Raw genomic sequence first — 21154 nt, 5'->3', positions numbered from 1 at the left:
TTGACCCCGCAACTAAAACTCGTTGTAAATAAAAGTCGAGTTATTCAAACCACTATAGCCATACAAATAAACCAAAACCATCAAAATCACAAAGTAAAACATGGTCCAACCAATGAAGGCTACCACCGGCTGATGCCATAACGCCAGCCACTTTGCTCTCATGAAATTCACCCCCAAGTTTTGCTGGTCGATTCGTCCCCCAAACCAGCTTCCGTTCGCAACCAATTCACCTGTATTTTCCCCGACGAATCCACGTGAATTGGTGAGGAGTTTTGCAGCTAAAGCCGCGCTCCTTATGTTCTGAGAGTATCATTGCCAAAACCGGATTGCAATTAACCTTACTCAAGCTTAAGCGTTTCTTTGACATTTTATAATTATTATTATATTTAGGGGCAATCAAAAAGGCTGCCGAAATCTTCAGCAGCCTTGATAGATTAGCTATTTGAGCACGTTGGTCCGCAAGCTAATTTTCATTAAATTTATCACGCATTTTGTTAAATAAGTTACCTTTGCCCGTACCTGTAACGGTCTCACCGCTGGCCTTCGCAAAGTCACGGAGTGCATCCCGTTGACCCTTGTTCAGATTCTTTGGCGTCAAGACCTTCACAGTGACGTGTTCATCACCATTTCCGTTACCACGCAGACGAGGTGCACCCTTGCCGCGTAGCCGGAAAGTCGTCCCAGCTTGTGTCCCGGCTGGCACCTTTAATTTGACATCCCCATGAACGGTTTTGACCGTCACGTCATCGCCCAGTGTTGCCTGAACGAATGAAATCGGTTGGTCAAAGTAGATCTCCGTGCCGTCACGCCGGAAGTCCTTGCTTGGTGTAACTTGGAAGATAATGAATAGATCACCGTAACCACCACCGTTTTGGCCGGCTTCACCTTGACCTTGTAACCGCATTTGTTGACCGTCATCGACCCCTGCTGGGATGGAAACTTCAACTTCATGCTGTTCTTCTTCGTGACCAGAACCCCCACAGGTTGGGCACTTTTCCTTGATTTCTTGACCCGTACCATGACAGACAGGGCAAGGTTGTTGGCTTCGCATCCGACCCAGTGGCGTGTTGGTCTCTGTCGTGACGTAACCAGTCCCGCCACATTGGTGACAGGTTACTGGTGACGTCCCCGGCTTAGCACCGTTCCCACCACAAGTGTGGCATTGGGACTCACGCGTATACTTAATCTTGGTCTTCTTCCCAAAAATGGCCTCTTCAAACTTCAAGTCCATCTGGTACTGCAGATCACGACCCGGCCGTGGCGCATTGGGGTTGCGTTGACCGCCCCCGCCACCACCAAAGAATTGATTGAAGATGTCGTCGAAGCCACCTCCGCCGCCACCAAAACCACCGAAGCCGCCACCGGCATTGCCGCTGCCAAAGCCGCCAAAGCCCTGAGGACCGTCAGCTGAACCGTACTGGTCGTAGTTAGCCCGTTTATCCTTGTCACCTAAAACATCGTAGGCATCCTGAACCTCTTTAAACTTGTCCGCCGCGTCGGGGGCCTTGTTTAAATCTGGATGATACTTCTTAGATAATTTCCGGTAGGCCTTTTTAATTTCATCTTGGCTGGCATCCTTTGAGACACCTAAAACGCCATATAAGTCCGATTGCGCCATCGTTTTCCTCCCAATCCATTCCGAAATTTTTCGCTACTAGTAAGAATAGCATACTCGAAACAAAAAGCCAAAGCCCCACGGACTCTGACTTTTTGCCATGACAATTTACGATTAAACAATCAGTCTTTACTTCTTGTCCTTATCGTCGTCATCGTGAACTTCATGGAAGTCTCCGTCAACGGTGTCGCCATCTTTACCGTCAGTCTTAGCACCATCAGCACCGGCAGCTTGATCAGCATCGCCGTTAGCGTCGCCTTGAGCTTGTTGTGCTTGTTGGTACAACTTCACGGAAAGGTCTTGGATAATCTTGTTCAGGTCATCCTTCTTAGCCTTCATGTCGTCCAAATCGTTGGACTCTTGGGACTTCTTTAAGGCATCACGCGCGTCTTCAGCCTTCTTGATTTCATCATCGGAGACCTTGCCCTTAACGTCTTTCAGTGTCTTGTCAGTCTGGAAGAGCAATTGGTCGACTTCGTTCTTGGTGTCGACTTCTTCCTTACGCTTCTTGTCGGCAGCTTCGTTTTCCTTAGCTTCCTTCATCATCTTTTCGACTTCTTCGTCGGAAAGACCACCGGAACTCTTGATAGTGATCTTTTGTTCCTTGTTGGTTCCCATATCCTTAGCGGAAACGTTAACGATCCCGTTCTTATCGATATCGAACGTCACTTGGATTTGAGGAACGCCACGAGGTGCAGCTGGAATGTCAGCGAGTTGGAAGTTACCCAACGTCTTGTTGTCAGCAGCCATTGGCCGTTCACCTTGTAAAACGTGAATATCAACGGCTGGTTGATTATCAGCAGCGGTTGAGAAGACTTGGGATTTGCTGGTAGGAATCGTGGTGTTCCGGTCGATCAGCTTGGTGAAGACCCCACCCATGGTTTCGATACCCAAAGATAATGGCGTCACATCAAGTAAAACAACGTCCTTCACATCACCAGTGATAACCCCACCTTGCACGGCAGCACCTAAAGCAACGGCTTCGTCAGGGTTGATGGAATGGTTGGATTCCTTACCCGTCCACTTTTCAACGGCATCTTGAACGGCTGGAATCCGAGTAGACCCACCATTTAAGATAACAACATCAATGTCGCCAGCCTTTAAATCGGCATCCTTCAACGCATTTTCAACGGGAATCCGAGTCTTTTCGACCAGATCAGCCGTCAATTCGTTGAACTTTGCGCGACTCAATGACTTTTCCAAGTGAAGTGGCCCGTTGTCGCCAGCGGAAATAAATGGCAAGCTGATCTGTGCTTCGGTAACCCCAGAGAGGTCCTTCTTAGCCTTTTCAGCAGCATCCTTTAGCCGTTGTAAAGCCATCTTATCCTTAGATAAATCGACACCGTTTTCTTGCTTGAAGTCGGCGATCAACCAGTCCATGATCTTCTTATCGAAGTCATCCCCACCTAAATGGGTATCACCGTTCGTTGAGAGAACGTCAAAGACACCATCACCTAAGTCTAAGACAGAAACATCAAAGGTCCCACCACCAAGGTCGTAAACCATAATCTTTTCGTCTTTATCTTGCTTGTCCAAACCATAAGCTAAAGCAGCAGCCGTAGGTTCGTTGATGATCCGTTCAACGTTCAAGCCGGCAATCTTACCAGCATCTTTAGTCGCTTGACGTTGGGCATCGTTGAAGTAAGCTGGTACCGTAATAACCGCCTTTTCAACTGTGTCACCGATGTAGTCTTCAGCGAAGGCCTTCAAGTGTTGTAAAATCATTGCTGAGATTTGTTGTGGCGTGTAATCCTTGCCATCAACGGAAACCTTGTAACCTGCTTCACCCATATGACTCTTGATGGATGAGATTGTGTTTGGGTTGGTGATTGCTTGCCGCTTGGCAACTTCACCGACTTGCGTTTCACCGTCTTTAAATGCAACAACTGATGGCGTCGTCCGGGCGCCTTCCTTGTTCGCAATAATCTTCGGGGTACTACCTTCAAGAACGGCAACGGCTGAGTTGGTCGTCCCTAAGTCAATTCCGATAATCTTGTTACTTGCCATCAAAAATTCCCTCTTTGTTAGTTTTTTTTAATTTGCTTTATTGTGCGACGACAACCATTGCTGGCCGTAGAACGCGATCCTTCAGTTGGTAACCCTTTTGGAGGACCTTAACGACCGTTTCGGCCGCCTGACCATCCTCTGCAGGCACTGATTGAACCGCTTGATGCAACGTTGGGTCGAATGTCTTCCCAATGGCTTCAATCTCCGTGACGTGGTTTCGCTTTAGGGCATCTTCCAAATGATCATAGGTCATCTGAACACCCTTCTTCAGTTGTTGCCCCGCCTCGTCCGCTGCTTCTACTGCGAGAGCACGCTCCAAGTTGTCAATGACGGGGAGCACGTCCTTAGCCAGTTGTTGGCCATCATACTTGATAAGCGTTGCCTGTTCCTTTTGGAACCGCGCTTGCATGTTTTGGACTTCCGCCTCCGCACGCAAATACTTATCTTCGAAGTCACTGGCCTTGCGCTTGAGTTCATCAACTTCGGCCGCGGTCGCAACCTTCTTAAATAACTTTGGCTTCTTTGGCGCTGCCTTTTCGGCCGATTCAGTCTTTGAATCTGGCTTAGTCGTGGCGGCCTTTGCCGCAGTTTGGTCATCGGTGGACGCTTGTTGCTTGTCAGCCACGATAAAAACCCTCCCTTTCTTTACTCGTCATAAAACCGGTAGTAATCTAATAGTTTCTTCGCGAGCTCTTCACGAAACGCCCCAACAATACCGAGCATCCGAGAATATGGCATTCGCGTGGGTCCCAGAATTGCGATCATCCCCTGACCATGTTGGTCAACATCATAGGTCGCCGTGATCAGACTGAAATTCTGCAACGCATCATTGGTCATTTCATTACCGATGCGCACGGAGATCTTATCGCTAGGTTGCCCCAACACACTCGCAATGTCATCGGTCTTATCGATCAACGAATACAAGGACTTCAGTGAATCAACGTCGCTATCCTGAGAAAAGTTCAGTAGGTTGAGTCGCCCACCAACGTAGAACCGCTCCTGAGCGGCCCGCGTCAGCACATCGCCAAAGATATCTAAGAATCCCTGAGGACTTTGTAGATAGTGCGCGATCTTTGCGGGAATATCAGCCTGTAGCTTCCGTAAGACTTCCGGTAAAGTCAGTCCCACCAATTGGTCATTGATCAAGCGGACCACAGCTTCAAGCTGCTCACCGTCAACGTCGCCGGCCACGTCAAACGTTTGGTTCTCCACGTCACCACTATCGGTGACGAGAATGGCCATAATCTGCCGCTTGCCCAAAGGCACTAACCGAAAGCCGCTGAGGCGACTATCCTTTAACTCCGGCTTCAACGTGAACGCCGTGTAACTCGTCAGGTTAGACAGGATTGTCGCGGATTGCGAAATGATTTCGTCAATCTTATGAAAATCGCCACCTAGTGATGACTGAATCACATCGATATCGTTGGGCCGCAAAGGATCGGGCTTAACCAGATGATCAACGTAATACCGGTAACCTTCGACCGAAGGAATTCGGCCGGAAGACGAGTGGGTCTTCTTAATCAAGCCCTGCTCTTCTAAGGCTGCCATCTCGTTACGAATTGTCGCTGAGCTTACGTGGATGGGTAACTGCTTGGCTAATGCCTTGGACCCCACCGGAACACCGGTATTGGTGAAGTCGCGGACAACGGCTCGCAGAATCATCATTTGTCTTTCTGAAAGCATCACAATCACCCCTTTTTTAGCACTCAAACTAATCAAGTGCTAAGACACATATATAATGTAGCAAAACCGGGATTTGAAGTCAAGAAATCTGGTAGAATTTTTAGCAATCTCTGCAATTAAGTGCTAATTTTTTGATTTGGCCGTGATCTTGATGACTATTGCCACCTGCGGCTGCCAGAGATTCCGGCGGCTGTGGGGATCGCCTGCAGCCTCCCCACAGCGTTCCGGCTTAAATTTGGTGAACGGTAAGCCGGCTGGTTTAGACAATGTAGCCAACTATTCAGGACGCTATCTCTACTGTGTAGAGGGTTATGCCAACATTTTATCTTTCACCCTTCAGTTAGCTAGTTGTACCACTAGCTATAACCCAGATTTCAACCGCCATAACCCTGTTTTCTAACTCAAAACACCTATTAACCAATCCCCAGCATAGCAAAAATCTTTCACCTTGCAATTATCTTCCCAAAATAAAAGAGCCCAGATAAAATTATCCAGGCCCCTCATTTATGCTGTGATTAAATTGCCTAATCTGAGACGACCTGGGCGAAATAATCTCGCGTAGCCGTCTCGTCCTTCTTGAGTTGGGCAATTAACCTCTCTGCGGAATCGAATTTCACTTGGCCCCGTAAACGGTGATGCCACTCAACTTCAACGTTTTCACCATAAAGGTTCCCCTGATAGTCCAGGAGATTCATCTCCACCGTGATTGGCCGATCGTCACCAAAGGTATCGTTATGTCCCACGGAAATCATACCGGGATACCAGATAGCCCCAACCTTTAACCGCGCCGTGTAGACACCAATGCCTGGCAACCATTCATTCTCCGGTGTCAGAACGTTTGCGGTTGGGTAGCCAATGGTTCGACCTCGAGCTTCACCATGAACAACGACCCCCGTCGACCGGTAAAGGTAGCCCAAAAGTGTATTAGCCGTATCGACATCGCCAGTCTTCATGGCCGCACGAATCCGCGTCGAACTGATCTTTTCCTGATCACCAATTTCCTTAGCCACCGTTTCCACCCCAAAGCGCCCCTGTGCATAGGCTGGCAACAGATCCATCGTGGCTACATCCTTCTTACCGTAAGTGTGGTCAAATCCAGCCACCGCTGTCAGCGTATGAAAAGCCACGAGGTAGTTGTCAACAAACTCTTGGGGCTTCTGGGCAGCGAATTCTCCGGTATAGCTGACCAGAAAGACCCGGTCGACACCCAATCGATCAAGCTGTTGGAGCTTACGTTCGGGCGTGCTCAGGTACTTGCGGTCATCACCCTCTAACGGCCGGTAGACCAACGCTGGATGGTGATCATAGGTCAATACCGCCAACTTGACGTGCTTGGCCGTAGCGAGCGCCTTAGCCCGCCTAATGACCGCCTGGTGCCCTCGGTGGACACCATCAAAGAATCCCATGGCCAAAACAACCGGGTCTGCCGGAATCTGGCGGGGGTCCAACGGATGATGTATGCGAATAACTTCCATTACGAGACGCCTCTTTCTTAACGCTTAATTCACCGTAAACATTTTCAACGGCTTATATTGTTTTTTTTCGGGAAGGTACTGGTACAAACACTTCGTCTGGTCCTGATACGTCAAGGCCACGATGCGTGCTGACAGGCCAACCTGATCTTCATCCAGGAAGACGCCGTTCTTCACGAGGCCCCAGAGCCGCTCTGATAACGCCACGTGTGGATAATCCTGCAAGGCATAGTCGATTGGTCGAAGAATCCCGGAAAGGTCCTCAGCGGCCATTGCAGCGGCCACCTGGTCCAACGTAACCGTTTGGTCCAGGTCAAAGCCACCACTCTTGAGCCGCGTCAACGAGGCCATCACGGCAGGTACCCCTAACTGTCGACCGAGGTCAACTGCGAGCGTCCGCACGTAAGTCCCTTTGGAACAGGCAATCTCAAACGCAATAGTCTGAGTACCCTGTTCGCCATCAAACTGGCCATCATCGACCAAGTCAAAGGCTGACACGGTAATCGTCCGAGTCGGCCGTTCAACGGTCTCACCAGCCCGCGCGTATTCATAGAGCCGACGACCGTTCACCTTCACTGCGGAAAACATCGGTGGTGTCTGCTGGATGGTCCCAGTCAACGTTGCGGCCGCTTGAAGCAGTGTAGCGCGATCAAACGGCGTTGTCAAAGGTTGGCGGTCAACGACGTCACCGTCCAAATCCTCCGTAGTCGTTGCCAGGCCTAGTGTGACTGTTCCCTTGTAGACCTTCCCAGAGGCCATGAGATACGGCACAACCTTCGTCGCACTCCCAATACAGATGGGTAGGACCCCATCCACACTCGGGTCCAGCGTGCCACTGTGGCCGACCTTCTTCGTATGCAGAATATGACGCAACTTCGCCACACAGTCAAAACTCGTGAGGCCGCGTTCCTTATAAAGCGGGATAATCCCATCCATCTTCGTTTCCTCCGTTTCGTGGTGCACTAATTATCGTGACTTGCTAAAAGCTGAAAATATTGGCGAACGATACCTTTAATTAATAAAAAGATTGCTCTACCAGGCGGTTAGTTGCCTAGCCAGAGATGGTCAGGGATGGAACCAGCTGTGACGAAAGCCTGACCTTTGGCTGCAGACGTTCCCACAGCAGACGGAATCCCTGACCACCGCAGGCAAATTAACCCTTGTTCGTCATTAAAAAGGGGCGTTGATCCGCTTGGATCAACGCCCCTCTCAAACACCGTGAGAAACTACTCGCGGCGGTGTAGATCATTCAGCAGTTCATCGATATGACTTCCGTAACGTACGGAAGAATCCTGTTCAAAGTTCAGCTCTGGCGTCTTATAGATGCTCAAGCGTGAACCCAGTTCAGACCGAATCAGACCCGTCGCCTTATTCAGACCTTGTTGTGTCTTTTCCGCTGAAGAAGCCTTGTCCGATAAAATACTGTAGTAAATCGTTGCCTGCTGCAAGTCACCTGTGACTTCCACGCCGGTAACGGTGACGCCCTCGACCCGGGGATCGCGGACACGTTTTAGGAGAATATCCGTAACTTCCCGCTGGATTTCTTGTTCCAACCGGCCAACTCGATATTGTGCCATGACGTTTGCCTCCGATTTTTATTTAACGGGAACTTCCTTCATGATGTAGGCTTCGATCACATCGTCCACCTTAATATCATTGAAGTTCTCGATAGTTAATCCTAATTCATAACCCATCTTAACTTGCTTGACGTCGTCCTTGAAACGCTTCAAGCTACCAAGCTTACCTTCGTAGATGACCACACCGTCACGGATTAACCGGACGTCGGCGTCAGCTGTCACGTAACCTTCAGTAACCATCCCACCAACGATTGTACCAACCTTAGAAGCATGGAAAATGTTCTTAACTTCGATTTGGCCAGTAACTTCTTCTTCGTAAGTAGGTTCCAGCATCCCCTTCATCGCCGTTTCGATTTCATCGATGGCGTTGTAGATGACGTTGTGCAAACGAATGTCGACCTTATCGCTATCCGCTTGCGTTCGTGCTTGTGGCGTAGGCCGCACGTTGAACCCAATAATGATGGCGTCTGAAGCTTCGGCTAAGGTAACATCACTTTCGTTAATGGCACCCACGGCGGAGTGAATGATGTTCACCCGGACACCGGAAACATCGATCTTTTGCAGGCTCCCTGCCAAGGCTTCAACGGAACCTTGAACATCAGCCTTGATGATAACGTCAACTTCCTTCATTTCGCCTTCTTTAAGAGAGTCGAAGAGGTTGTCCAACGTGACATGGCTGGTATTCTTACGTTCCTGAACCAAGGCTTCCTTAGCCCGTTCTTCACCAGCAGCCCGAGCAGTCTTTTCGTCGTCAAAGACCACGAAACGATCCCCAGCTTCTGGCACATCGCTCAACCCAGTGATTTCGACTGGTGTTGAAGGCTTGGCTTCCTTGATCCGACGACCACGTTCGTTGGTCATCGTCCGAACCTTACCAAAGGTGTTCCCAACCACGATTGGGTCACCCACGCGTAAAGTCCCTTGTTGAACCAGTAGGGAAGCAACAGAGCCACGGCCCTGATCCAAACTAGCTTCGATGACGGAACCGACCCCGTTTTGTTCTGGGTTAGCCTTTAATTCCAACACTTCGGATTGCAGGAGAATCATGTCGAGCAATTCGTCGATGTTCTTCCCAAACTTCGCAGAGATTTCAACGAAGATGGTGTCACCACCCCAGTCTTCAGGAATCAATTCGTATTCCGTCAACTGTTCCATAACGTGGTTCGGGTTAGCACCTGGCTTATCAATCTTGTTAACAGCCACGATAATTGGCGTCCCAGCAGCCTTCGCATGATGAATGGCTTCGATGGTTTGTGGCATCACACCATCATCGGCGGCAACCACTAAGACCGTAATATCGGTAATTTCAGCACCACGCGCCCGCATTTCAGTAAAGGCAGCATGTCCTGGTGTATCCAAGAACGTGATGGACTTGTCATTGTAGTGGACTTGGTAGGCACCAATGGCCTGCGTGATCCCCCCGGCTTCACCCTCAGTAATGTGAGAGTGACGCAGGTGGTCCAACAACGTCGTCTTCCCGTGGTCAACATGTCCCATAATGGTAACGACTGGCGCACGTGTTTCCAGATGATCCGTGTTGGCCATTTCAGCATCAAAGAACTTATCGATGTCGGTCACGTCAACTTGGACCTTCTCTTGTGCTTGGATGCCATAGTCATCGGCTAAGACTTCAATGGTATCCTTATCCAAGGATTGGTTCTGGTTGACCATGACGCCCAACATGAAGAGTTTCTTCACGATTTCGGCTGAAGAACGGTGTAAGATCTTGGCTAAGTCTTGAGCGTTCATGCCGTCCGTATAGACTAATACATCTGGTAAAGCCTTGTTCTTCCGTTCTGGTGCGCCCTTGTGTTGATTCGTGTCTTTGATCCGTTGGTTCTTCTTGTAACGATTATTATTGTTATTATTACGGCGGCGATTGTTGCGGTTGTTCCGGTTATTCCGGCCCCCACGACTGTTTCCATTGCTGCTGCCACGCCGGCCATTGCTATTATTTGTATTATTATTCAAGCTTCCACCAAATCTGCCGGTTCCGGAATTATGCTGCTCAGTGTGGTTACTTCCGGACTGGCCATTATTATTTTTATTGTTGTTAGTCGTGTTATTTGTCGTACGTTGTTGGCTACGATTATTGCTGTTACCGCTGTTGGACCGCTGGTTAGATGAATGATTACCACCGTTAGCCGATTGGTTGCCACCATTGCTGTTATGGTTCCCATTATTGGCTGGGCGGTTACCCCCATTCGACCGATTACCATTGCCCTGTGACGCAGGCTTATGACTGGTGGTCTTTGGGTGATCGCTCTTCTGACTAGCAGGCCGGGCCGCTTGCATCGTTGCAGGTTGCTTCGCAGGCTTGGCACTAGGTGTCGCTGTCTTGCCCGCAGGCTTCTTGCTAAATGCTTCGCGGAGCTGACGTTCTTCGTTCTCGCCGAGCGTTGACATGTGGTTTTTCACCGGAAAGCCCTTTGATTCAGCTTTCGCAATGATCTGTTTACTGGAGACATTAATTTCTTTGGCGAGTTCATAAATTCGCTTTTTCCCCATATCTTCACACTCCTTTGTATTCTGCCGATCACGAGAACGTCAGGCGGCTACTTAGCAAGTAATTGTTGTAACTTCCGGACGAAACCCGGATCGGTGATTGCGATGACCGTGCGCGCCGACCCAATGGCCGTGCTCAACTGGTCTTTCGTAAAGTCCTCGTTTAATTGGACGTCATAGCTCGCCGTCTTATCGCGAAACTGCTTCTGACTGGTCTTGCCGGCATCGTTCGCCATTAAAACCATCTTAGCTGAGCCGTCTCTGACTGCTGCCATAACGAAGGATTCGCCGGTGACCAGTTTGCCTGCCCGCCGCACTAATCCTAAAAGTTGTAAAGCACGCTCAGAATTAGTCATTGTCGAATAATTCCCGCCGTGCCTGTTGGTGATCCACGTAAGCAATTAAGTCATCGTAGAAGTCATCTGGAACCTTCACATCAAACACACGATCGAAGGTTCGTTCCTTCTTAGCCCGCTTCGCAATGTCCACATCTAAAGCAATGTAGGCACCACGACCGGATTGCTTACCGGTAGGGTCAACGCTAACTTCCTGTTCCTGGTTGCGAACAACCCGAACCAGTTGCTTCTTAGGCGCCATTTCCCCAGTCACAATATCCTTGCGCATAGGGACTTTCCGTTGTTTCATGGGACCAAGCCTCCTTTAGATGGGTGCTATTCAGCTGACGAAGAATCGTCAGTAGTTGACTCACTAGCTGCTGAATCTGTGGCGTCATCATCGTTAGCAGCTACATCGGTCGCGTCATCGTCAGCGACTTCATCGCTAACTGGTGCGTCTTCCGTCACTGGAGCTTCGTCAGCAGACGTATCTGCTGCGGTGTCGTCAGTGGCAACGGGCGCATCATCGTCAGCTGCTGGTTGTGCATCAGCAGTCTGATCAGCTTCCATTATAGCAGATGCTTCGGATTCTGATTTAATATCGATCTTATAACCCGTCAACTTAGCGGCTAACCGGGCATTTTGACCCCGCTTACCGATGGCCAAAGACAGTTGATAGTCCGGCACAATGACTTGACAAGCCCGTTCGTTGTTCGGATCAAAGATAACATCCAAAACTTCAGCAGGGTTCAGGGCGTTGGCGATGAACTTTGCCTCGTCATCCGTCCACTCTACGATATCCATGTTTTCACCGCCAAGCTCATTGACGATAGTTTGGACACGTTGCCCACGAGGACCAACGCTGGTCCCAACGGGGTCAATGTCGGGGTTGTTCGAACGAACAGCCACCTTGGCCCGGTCGCCGGCTTCACGTGCGATCGCCATGATTTCAACGGTTCCATCAAAGATTTCAGGCACTTCTTGTTCGAACAAGCGCTTCAATAAGTCAGCATTTGTTCGGCTAACGAAGACCTGAGGCCCCTTGGTGGCATTTTCCACACGGGTCACGTAGACCTTGATCCGGTCGTGAATCCGGTACGTTTCATTAGGCATCTGGTCTTGGTGGCCCATAACGGCTTCGACCTTACCTAAGCTAACGTAGACGAAGCGGGAATCTTGACGTTCAACTTCACCGGTGATGATTTCATTTTCATACTGGCTGTATTGATCGTAAATAATGTTACGTTCCGCTTCACGAACCCGCTGCAAGATGACTTGCTTAGCAGTCTGGGCGGCGATCCGACCAAAGTTTTTGGGGGTCACTTCAAACTTGATGTCATCACCAATTTCGTAACCCTTGCTGATGGCCAAAGCGTCATCCAAACCAACTTCCAAGCGGGAATCGTAGACTTGATCAACGACCTTCTTCACGGCAAAGACGTGAATGTCACCCTTCTTTTGGTCGAACTGTACTTCAACGTTTTGGGCTTGGTCGTAATTCCGCTTGTAAGCAGAAACTAAGGCCGCTTCCAAGGCGTCGATAACGACTGATTTCTGGATACCCTTCTCCGTCTCAAGGACGTCAAGAGCACCTAATAATTCTTTACTCATGTTGTGTTTCGCTCCTTATTTAGTTAGAACTTGATGGCTAACCGGGCTTGGGCAATCGCGTCACGTGGAATGGTCAACGTTTTGATGCGCCCCTTTAAATTAACGGTTAAATCCAAGGCATCATCGCGTAATTCTTCCAACGTGCCTTCGTAAATCTTGCTTTGTCCAATCTTTTGGTAAAGGGAGACGTGAATGTATTCACCCACGGCCCCTTCAAAATCTTCTGGCTTCTTCAACGGCCGTTCTGCGCCAGGTGAAGAAACTTCGAGGAAGTAGGCTTGGGGAATGGGATCTGGATCGATTGCATCCAACTGTTCGGACAACTCATCGCTTACCATCGCACATTCTTCAATGTTAATGCCACCGGGCTTATCAATGTAGACCCGTAGGTACCAGCCCTTACCTTCCTTGACAAATTCAACGTCAACTAATTCAAACTGATGCTGCGCCACGATTGGCCGGGCCAGATCCGTCACGGTCTCGACGACTGTACTCAAAGAATTCCGCCTCCTACATTTTTCCATTAAAAAGAGTGAGCATGGACTGCTCACTCATTTAAAAAACGAGTTTAACTACAAAGCCTACTTTACTACAGTTCACGCGGGATTGCAACCATTGTGCTATCTACTGTTCGCAGGTGAACAGGAGCAAAATGAATCCCGCAATCGTAATGAATTCAAAAACCAATAAGTTTAACCGATTCAGTGCCATTTCCTTTAAGCTAATCGCCTTGATTACGGTCAGAATAAACGCAATCAGGAAGTAGCCAATAACGACTGCCAAGAACGGCACCGCCGCGACAGTTGATACCAAGCCAAACAACACATAACCTAAACCAATCAAACAATAGCCTGCCAGAAACAACCAACCGTCTGGTAACCGTGCAAACCGCTGTAGCATGGTGAACACCCGCTTTCGTTAAAGTTTAGTAATGGTTCTCTGATTCCTCACCATTATTGTACCATAATTCAGCAGTTTTGTAAGCGCTTACCATGCTATTAGTCCTGATAAAAGCGGGTTTGTGTTGCGTTAGTTCACCAGCGTGCTTAATTCAGAAAATTTGGTTGCGAACTATCGCCTGTACCTGCCAGAGATTCCAGTTACTTCTGTTTTTTACCATCGCCTTGACAGTCGTCATCTCTGAACTGGAAACGTTTATCCATCATCATTGACCGCAATCTAATTTGACAAACAGTAAGCCGACAGATTCAGATCACCTTGCCATTTTTTGTGTTCTATCCCCTTACAATCAATTCGTGACTAAAACGAATTTCCAACTAATTGCCAAAAGAATGAGACAAATTCCTTCAAAATTACATTAGTAGTAAGTAAGGGGCTCCACTGAACTCAGCAGGCCATTACAAAAAGGCCCATCACCCAGCCATTTGGCTACAGTGAGGGACCTCCTATTTAGCATTCGTTAACAAACTATGACTTTTAGCGTCGCCAATCAGTTAACTTACCTACATTTGATGTCACCACAACCATGGACTACCGCAATCTTAGCCGCAGAGCCGGCGAAGTCATTGCCGTCCAAAGTTGCTGTTACATCATGTCGTCAAACAAACTCAGCTGGTTCTCATCTGGTAATCCAGCGAGGACGCCGTTTTCCGTCATGAAGTCGATCAAGGTCTTCGAGACCTTCCCCCGCTTAGCCAGGTCTTCTTTGGAAATAAATGGCCGATCGTTACGTGCGGCTACAATCTGCTTGGCCACATTCAGCCCCAGTCCAGGAGCCGACTTGAATGGCGCAATCAACGTATTACCGTCGATAATCCATTCTGCAGCATCGGACTTCTCAAGGTCGATCATCTTGAATTCATAGCCCCGTTCCAACATCTCATTGGCCAATTCGAGCACCGTCAAGAGGTTCTTATCCTTGGTGGACGCATCCATTCCTTGGTCGTTGATGGCCTTCATAGCCGCCTTAACTGCTGATTTCCCCTGAGACATGGCAACAACGTCGAAATCATCTGCCCGTACGGAGAAGTACGCTGAATAGTAGATAATTGGGAAATACACCTTGAAGTAGGCTACCCGCAGGGCCATCAACACGTAGGCAGCAGCATGGGCCCGTGGGAACATATACTTGATCTTCAAACAAGAATCAATGTACCAATCGGGACAATCCGTTGCCTTCATCTTTTCCTGCCAGTCGTCCGGGATTCCCCGGCCCTTCCGCACGTGTTCCATGACTTGGAAGGACGTTTCGGAATCAAGGCCGAAGTTGATCAAGTCGGTCATGATGTTATCCCGGCATCCAATCACGTTGGCGATGGTGGCGGTTCCGGCCTTAATCAACTCTTCGGCGTTCCCCAACCACACATCGGTCCCATGAGACAGACCGGAGATTTGTAGCAATTGCGAGTAGTTCTTCGGATGCGTTTCTTCCAGCATCCCTCGGACAAATCGCGTCCCAAACTCGGGCACACCCAGTGTCCCAGTCTTGGACTGAATCTGCTCTGGCGTAACACCCAGTGAATCCGTACCAGAGAACAGCGCCATGACGCCCGGATCATCCATTGGAATGGTCTGCGGGTCGACCCCGGACAAATCTTGCAGTGTCCGAATCATGGTTGGATCATCATGGCCCAGAATATCAATTTTTAAAATGTTATCGTGAATCGAATGGAAATCAAAGTGGGTCGTTTGCCAAGCGGCATTTTGATCATCGGCTGGATACTGGATCGGCGTAAAGTCGTAAATATCCATGTAGTCCGGCACAACAATGATCCCCGCCGGATGTTGACCCGTGGTCCGTTTGACCCCGGTTGCGCCCTTGGCCAACCGATCGATTTCGGCACCTCTAAAGGTCTGTTCCGTATCCCGTTCGTAAGCTTTCACGTATCCATAAGCTGTCTTGTCGGCAACCGTTCCGATCGTTCCGGCCCGGTACACGTTCTTCTCACCGAACAGCACCTTGGTATAATTATGGGCGATGGGTTGGTAGTCCCCGGAGAAGTTCAAATCAATATCGGGAACCTTGTTTCCCTTAAACCCTAAGAAGGTTTCGAACGGAATGTTGTGTCCGTCACCGATCATCAGCGTTCCACAGTTCGGGCAATTCTTTTCCGGCAAATCATAGCCAGAGCTGTACTCACCCTTGGTGTAGAAGTGGGAATACTGACAGTTTGGGCAACGATAGTGTGGTGGCAGCGGGTTCACTTCAGTAATTCCCGTGAACGTGGCAACCACACTGGACCCAACGGACCCCCGGGACCCAACCAAGTAGCCGTCTTTATTGGACTTAGCCACCAACCGTTGGGCAATTAAATAGATCACGGAGAACCCGTTCCCAATGATCGACTTCAATTCCCGGTCGACACGATGTTGTACCAGTTCCGGTAACGGATTGCCATACCATGCATGTGCGGTGTCCATAGTCCGCTGACGAATTTCGTCTTCGGCCCCTTCCATCCGCGGCGTGTACAACTTGTCCTTCAACGGGTGAACCTCGTCAACATCGTTCGCAATCTTCTGCGTATTGGTCACCACGATCTCCTTGGCCGTATCCTCGCCAAGGTAGGCGAAGTCATCCAGCATTTCGTTGGTCGTCAGAAAGTGTGCATCAGGAAGCTCTTGACGGTTGAGCGGATTGGCCCCACCTTGCGAATGAATCAAAATTTTCCGGTAAATGTAGTCCTCGGGGTTCAGGTAATGCACATCCCCGGTAGCCACGACCGGTTTATTCAAGTCATGACCCAATTGAACCATGTTACCCACGATTTCTTCCAAATTGGACTCGTCGGCAATCAGACCCGAATCAATCAACGGCTGGTAGGCCGCCTTGGGTTGAACTTCGAGGTAGTCGTAGTACTTGGCCTTCGCCGCAGCCTCAACCTGACCCTTTTGCATCATTGCGGTAAAGACTTCACCGGATGAACAGGCCGACCCCACAATAATCCCTTCACGATAGTGGTCAAGCACGCTCCGTGGCACCCGTGGTACCCGATAGAAGTAATCCACGTTGGAAGCCGAGACTAATTTGAACATATTCTTCAAACCAACCTGAGTCTTCGCAATCAAGATGGCATGACTTGGACGTGCATGTTTGTACGCATCGTTATCAGTCATGTGATCGTTCAATTGATCGTGGTACTGAATATTGTAGCGGTCCTCGGCGTCCTTCAAGAATAGATAGTTCAGGTGCCCCGTAGACTCGGCATCGTAAACGGCCCGGTGATGGTGCTCCAAGCTGACATGGAACCGTTTAGCCAGCGTATTCAGCCGGTAGCTCTTCAACGTTGGGTATAGGAAACGTGCCAACGTCAAGGTATCAATGATTGGATTACTGATCTCTGACATCCCGTGGCGCTTGTAGCCGGTATTCATGAATCCCACATCGAAGGTCACATTATGTCCAACAATAATTGCATCACCACAGAATTCACGGAAGAGCTTGAAGACTTCCTCCTCCGACTTGGATCCGGCAACCATATCATCGGTGATACTGGTCAGGTTCGTCGTCTGTTCGGACAACGGAAATCCGGGATCGATAAACTCTTCGAACTGAGAAATCACATTCTTGTGCTCCATCTTAACGGCAGATAATTCAATCACCTTATCATAAATGGCGGATAGCCCCGTGGTTTCCACGTCAAAGACGACGTAGGTCGCACCGTCCAGCGGCACGTGCACACTGTTATAACCAATTGGGACCCCATCGTCCACAAGGTTTGCTTCGACCCCATAGAGCATCTTAACGCCCGCCTTGGCACCTGCGTTAAATGCCGCAGGAAACCCCTGAAGGTCAGAGTGATCCGTGATGGCCAGTGCTGGCATGCCCCACTTCTTCGCCTGACTGACGTAATCACCGATTGGGTTGGTTGCATCCATCTGACTCATCGTGGTGTGCAAGTGCAGTTCGACCCGTTTTTCATCAGCGGGTGCCGTATCTTGACGACTCGCATGCTTCACTTCATTAATGTCATAGGCGTTCAGAGCCAGGTCACGCATGAAGCTGTCCTCTTGGACACTCCCACGAACCTTGACCCAGCTACCCTCTTCGACGCCAGCAAATTGGGCTTCATCCTCGGCACCGCGCGAGAATTTCTTCACGACGATGGAAGATGTGTAGTCGGTGATCTTGATGGTCAACAGCTGCCGGCCGGAGCGTAACTTCCGAACTTCCTTGTCAAAAATATACCCTTCAACAATGACGGACCGTTCTTCTTGGGTAATGTCGACCATCCGCATCGTCTGTTGATCGCCTTTGATGGCCTTCCCAATCTGGGTAGGACCGCTGGCGGCCTGAACATCCCCATTGCTTTGACTAGCACGTTTTTGATTGGCCTTTTCGATCGCCACAGCTGCCTGCTGTGCCAACTGGGCATCGGTCTTCTCCTGCCGCGCCTTGAATTCGTCAATCTTAGCCTGAGACTTGGATTCATCGACCATCACGTGGATGTTAAACTTCGGAAAACCAGCCTGCCGATAGGTATCCTCGATTGGCCCCAAAGCTTGGTTGGTCAGAAAGTTCTTCACAACTTCATTTTGTGCGTATAACAGGACCCGGTCATCCGGATCGAGCTGTGGGACCTGAGATTGGCAGAGTTCCTGTACCAAATTACTGGTCAGGCCGCTGTTCTTCACGACCCATTCCCAGTAATCACCCACCAGACGATTGGTCAATTCGGGCTGGTCAACCTCGATACTAGCGCCCACCGTCGCAATTTCCCGAAACGCAATTTGGAGGTGATTATGAAACTCCACAAAGGCTGTCAGGGGTAAAATACTGGGCATTTTGAGATAAAAATGCCAACGCCGTGACTGTTCGTGAACGGTCAACCGGTCGATCGTGGCCGTTTGGTAGTACGGCTGATCGGCCGCACCGGACAAGTCTAGTTGTTGTAATAATTTTTCAAATAATGCATGGCGATCTTCGTCCACAAGCGAACTCCTTTCACACTGTCTGAATCTCTTCTTATTTCCACATTTTATGGATTACTGATGGTTATAAACTGTCGCCTACGGCTGCCAGGGATTCTGCCGCTATGGAGACCGCCTACAGCCAAAGAACGGGCTTCCGGCTCGTTTTGAAACCTCGCGAAGGGCCCACGAGTTTCCAAACACGTCTCGCGCTGTAAGGTCGGGGAAAAACAACCGCCCGGCCTAACACCGCCGTCACAGCCGGCGCCATCCCTGGCCTCCTCCGGCTAAGCTAGTTTTTACCCATCAAACCACATTTAAATAACACGCTCTTAGTCTATTGTTACTGTACTCTAGGTACTCATTCATACCGACCACAACTAATTGCCCACAATAACTAGTTAAACCATCCGTCAGCTAATAGCTGGTTGAGATCCGTTCATGTCGATAACTTTAGCTACCGTTTAGGTTATAAAGCGGGCTTCAAGCCACGGCACAAGACCGCTCTTGGGATTACACCGGTCCTCTCAGCACGCATAATCTTTGACAGCTGGTCGGTGACAAACTACTTAGTCCACAACAACGACCAGCCTTAGCTGAACGTTGTTCTCAGATCAGCCACGTAAGCCGAGAGGTCGGCAATGGTTGAACAACGCCGCTTGATTTCAGGCCCAGCATTGTTGTTACGACAGTCTTCATGACTGTTTGGGAACTAGTCAAAAGACTAAAAAGACCAGCCGCTAGCTGGTCTTTCGGTAAGCTAGTCGATGTCCTTAAAGAGGATTTCCACAGTACTTGCGACTTCATCCTTAATAACTTCGACCGTTTCACCAGTCTTTCTGATCTTGATTTCAACGATACCCTCGCCGGCCTTCTTACCGATGGTGATGCGGACCGGAATCCCCATCAAGTCGGAATCGGCAAACTTCACACCGGGACGTTCCTTCCGGTCATCAGTCAGCACACGGTACCCCTTGGCCGATAATTGTTCTTCCAGCTCAGTGGTCAGGTTCGCTTGGTCTTCCTTCTTCAGGTTGACTGGAACCAAGTGAATATCAAACGGCGCAATATTCCGTGGCCAAACCAGACCATTTTCGTCAGCTTGTTGTTCGGCAATTGCTGATAGTAACCGGCTCACACCAATACCATAAGATCCCATGACGACGGGCTTTTGGCGGCCACCTTCGTCCAGAACGGTCGCACCCAAGGCATCGGAGTAACGCGTCCCCAACTTGAAGATGTGGCCAATTTCGATTCCCTTGGTGAACTTCAGTACACCGGCACCATCTGGAGACAGGTCGCCAGGTTGGACTTCACGCAAGTCAGCATAGTCGTCAACCCGGAAGTCACGACCAGCGTTGGCGTTGATGTAGTGGTGGCCATCCTCGTCAGCACCCACGGTCACATTGACCATGTCACTCACGTATTGGTCGGCCAAAATTTTGACGTCTTCGCCCACGCCTACGGGACCCAGTGACCCAAAGTTGGCTCCCAGGAACTGCTTGGCTTGATCTGGCGTTGCGGGATCTAAGAAGTCGGCATCCAAGTAGTTCTTCAGCTTGGTTTCGTTGACTTCGTGATCACCGCGCACCAGAACCATCACAGGTTGATCCTTGTTGGCCACATAGAGCATGCTCTTGACTAGTGTTGCGGGCTTCACATCCAAGAATTCGGCGACTTCATCAATCGTCTTGGCTCCTGGCGTCGCAATCTTTGTCATCTCTTCTGGTTGGGCGTGGGACTTCTTACTGATGAAGAGGCTCCGAGCCATTTCCAGGTTAGCTGCATAATCGGATGAGTCAGAGTAAACAATCGTATCTTCACCAACGGGTGCAATAGCAGAGAATTCCTTGGAATCCTTCCCACCCATGGCACCACCGTCACCAACGATAGCCCGGTAGTTCAAGCCCACGCGATCGAAGACGTTTTCGTAAGCGTGTTCCATTTGAGAGTAGATACGGTCGAGGTCTTCATCGTTGATGGTAAAGGAATAGCCATCCTTCATGATAAATTCACGACCACGCAATAACCCATAACGGGGACGATCTTCATCCCGATACTTGGGTTGGATTTGGTACATCACCAACGGCAAACGCTTGTAAGACTTAACGGCGTCACGAACCAACATCGTAAACGTTTCTTCATGGGTCGGGCCCAGAATAAAGTCACTGTCATGCCGGTTCTTCAGCTTGAATAAGTTTGGCCCGTATGTCTCGTAACGACCGGATTCTTCCCAAAGTGAAGCGGGCAAGATTGCTGGCATCAAAGTTTCAACGGCATCAATCTTTTCCATTTCCTCACGGATGATCTTTTCGATGTTTTCTAAGACCCGGTAGGCCAGTGGCAAATAGGCATAAACCCCTGCTGTCACTTGGCGAATGTAGCCGGCCCGTAACATCATTTGATGGCTCAAGGCCTCAGCACCATTCGGCACCTCTTTCAAAGTTGGAATGAGTAATTTCGATTGTTTCATAGTCAAAT

General features: G+C 49.6%; 16 protein-coding genes. All 16 read right to left on the bottom strand.

Annotated features, from left to right (window positions below; genetic code table 11):
- Positions 1 to 12: 12 nt before the first annotated feature.
- The 16 genes from ACKTSF_RS02125 to ACKTSF_RS02050 all read right to left on the bottom strand — a co-directional run bounded on the left by ACKTSF_RS02125 (position 13) and on the right by ACKTSF_RS02050 (position 21146).
- A complete protein-coding gene (locus ACKTSF_RS02125; RefSeq protein ID WP_407886191.1) occupies positions 13 to 162 on the bottom strand; it encodes a teichoic acid D-Ala incorporation-associated protein DltX in 150 nt (49 codons plus the stop codon).
- A 301-nt stretch (positions 163 to 463) separates the two neighbouring features.
- Positions 464 to 1618 (bottom strand): molecular chaperone DnaJ, encoded by a 1155-nt coding sequence (dnaJ, locus tag ACKTSF_RS02120; RefSeq protein WP_407886189.1) that lies wholly within the window; start codon positions 1616 to 1618, stop codon positions 464 to 466.
- Positions 1619 to 1744: 126 nt separating this feature from the next.
- A complete protein-coding gene (dnaK, locus tag ACKTSF_RS02115; RefSeq protein WP_407886187.1) occupies positions 1745 to 3622 on the bottom strand; it encodes a molecular chaperone DnaK in 1878 nt (625 codons plus the stop codon).
- Between the two features lie 37 nt (positions 3623 to 3659).
- Entirely contained in the window at positions 3660 to 4247 is a 588-nt protein-coding gene (gene grpE, locus ACKTSF_RS02110; protein WP_407886185.1) for a nucleotide exchange factor GrpE, read from the bottom strand.
- 20 nt (positions 4248 to 4267) lie between these two features.
- Positions 4268 to 5305, bottom strand: a complete 1038-nt coding sequence (gene hrcA, locus ACKTSF_RS02105; protein ID WP_407886183.1) for a heat-inducible transcriptional repressor HrcA — start codon at positions 5303 to 5305, stop codon at positions 4268 to 4270.
- 524 nt (positions 5306 to 5829) lie between these two features.
- On the bottom strand, positions 5830 to 6780 hold the full coding sequence (gene ribF, locus ACKTSF_RS02100) for a riboflavin biosynthesis protein RibF (protein WP_407886181.1): 951 nt from the start codon (positions 6778 to 6780) through the stop codon (positions 5830 to 5832).
- 24 nt (positions 6781 to 6804) lie between these two features.
- A complete protein-coding gene (gene truB, locus ACKTSF_RS02095; RefSeq protein WP_407886179.1) occupies positions 6805 to 7713 on the bottom strand; it encodes a tRNA pseudouridine(55) synthase TruB in 909 nt (302 codons plus the stop codon).
- Between the two features lie 290 nt (positions 7714 to 8003).
- Positions 8004 to 8354: a 30S ribosome-binding factor RbfA gene (rbfA, locus tag ACKTSF_RS02090; protein ID WP_020088579.1), complete on the bottom strand. Its 351-nt coding sequence runs from the start codon at positions 8352 to 8354 to the stop codon at positions 8004 to 8006.
- Positions 8355 to 8372: 18 nt separating this feature from the next.
- On the bottom strand, positions 8373 to 10862 hold the full coding sequence (gene infB / locus ACKTSF_RS02085) for a translation initiation factor IF-2 (RefSeq protein WP_407886177.1): 2490 nt from the start codon (positions 10860 to 10862) through the stop codon (positions 8373 to 8375).
- 47 nt (positions 10863 to 10909) lie between these two features.
- Positions 10910 to 11215: a L7Ae/L30e/S12e/Gadd45 family ribosomal protein gene (locus ACKTSF_RS02080; protein WP_407886175.1), complete on the bottom strand. Its 306-nt coding sequence runs from the start codon at positions 11213 to 11215 to the stop codon at positions 10910 to 10912.
- Positions 11208 to 11504 carry an RNase P modulator RnpM gene (rnpM, locus tag ACKTSF_RS02075; protein ID WP_125699995.1) on the bottom strand — a complete coding sequence of 99 codons (297 nt, stop codon included), beginning with the start codon at positions 11502 to 11504 and terminating at the stop codon, positions 11208 to 11210. Before rnpM ends, ACKTSF_RS02080 begins: the two co-directional genes overlap by 8 nt.
- Positions 11505 to 11530: 26 nt before the next feature.
- Positions 11531 to 12805 carry a transcription termination factor NusA gene (nusA, locus tag ACKTSF_RS02070; RefSeq protein WP_407886172.1) on the bottom strand — a complete coding sequence of 425 codons (1275 nt, stop codon included), beginning with the start codon at positions 12803 to 12805 and terminating at the stop codon, positions 11531 to 11533.
- Between the two features lie 23 nt (positions 12806 to 12828).
- Positions 12829 to 13302: a ribosome maturation factor RimP gene (rimP, locus tag ACKTSF_RS02065; RefSeq protein ID WP_407886170.1), complete on the bottom strand. Its 474-nt coding sequence runs from the start codon at positions 13300 to 13302 to the stop codon at positions 12829 to 12831.
- 127 nt (positions 13303 to 13429) lie between these two features.
- Complete coding sequence (locus tag ACKTSF_RS02060) at positions 13430 to 13705, bottom strand: hypothetical protein (protein ID WP_168849020.1); 276 nt, start codon at positions 13703 to 13705, stop codon at positions 13430 to 13432.
- A 645-nt stretch (positions 13706 to 14350) separates the two neighbouring features.
- Positions 14351 to 18694 carry a PolC-type DNA polymerase III gene (locus ACKTSF_RS02055; protein ID WP_407886168.1) on the bottom strand — a complete coding sequence of 1448 codons (4344 nt, stop codon included), beginning with the start codon at positions 18692 to 18694 and terminating at the stop codon, positions 14351 to 14353.
- A gap of 739 nt (positions 18695 to 19433) precedes the next feature.
- The gene (locus ACKTSF_RS02050; protein ID WP_407886166.1) at positions 19434 to 21146 is read right to left on the bottom strand and encodes a proline--tRNA ligase; all 1713 of its coding nucleotides are present in this window, start codon (positions 21144 to 21146) and stop codon (positions 19434 to 19436) included.
- Positions 21147 to 21154: the final 8 nt, after the last annotated feature.

The organism is Levilactobacillus muriae (assembly GCF_045862015.1).
In the GTDB taxonomy this organism is placed as follows: Bacteria; Bacillota; Bacilli; order Lactobacillales; family Lactobacillaceae; genus Levilactobacillus; species Levilactobacillus muriae.
Note: the sequence above shows the minus strand (reverse complement) of the source record. Positions and strands in the feature narration are given on the sequence as shown.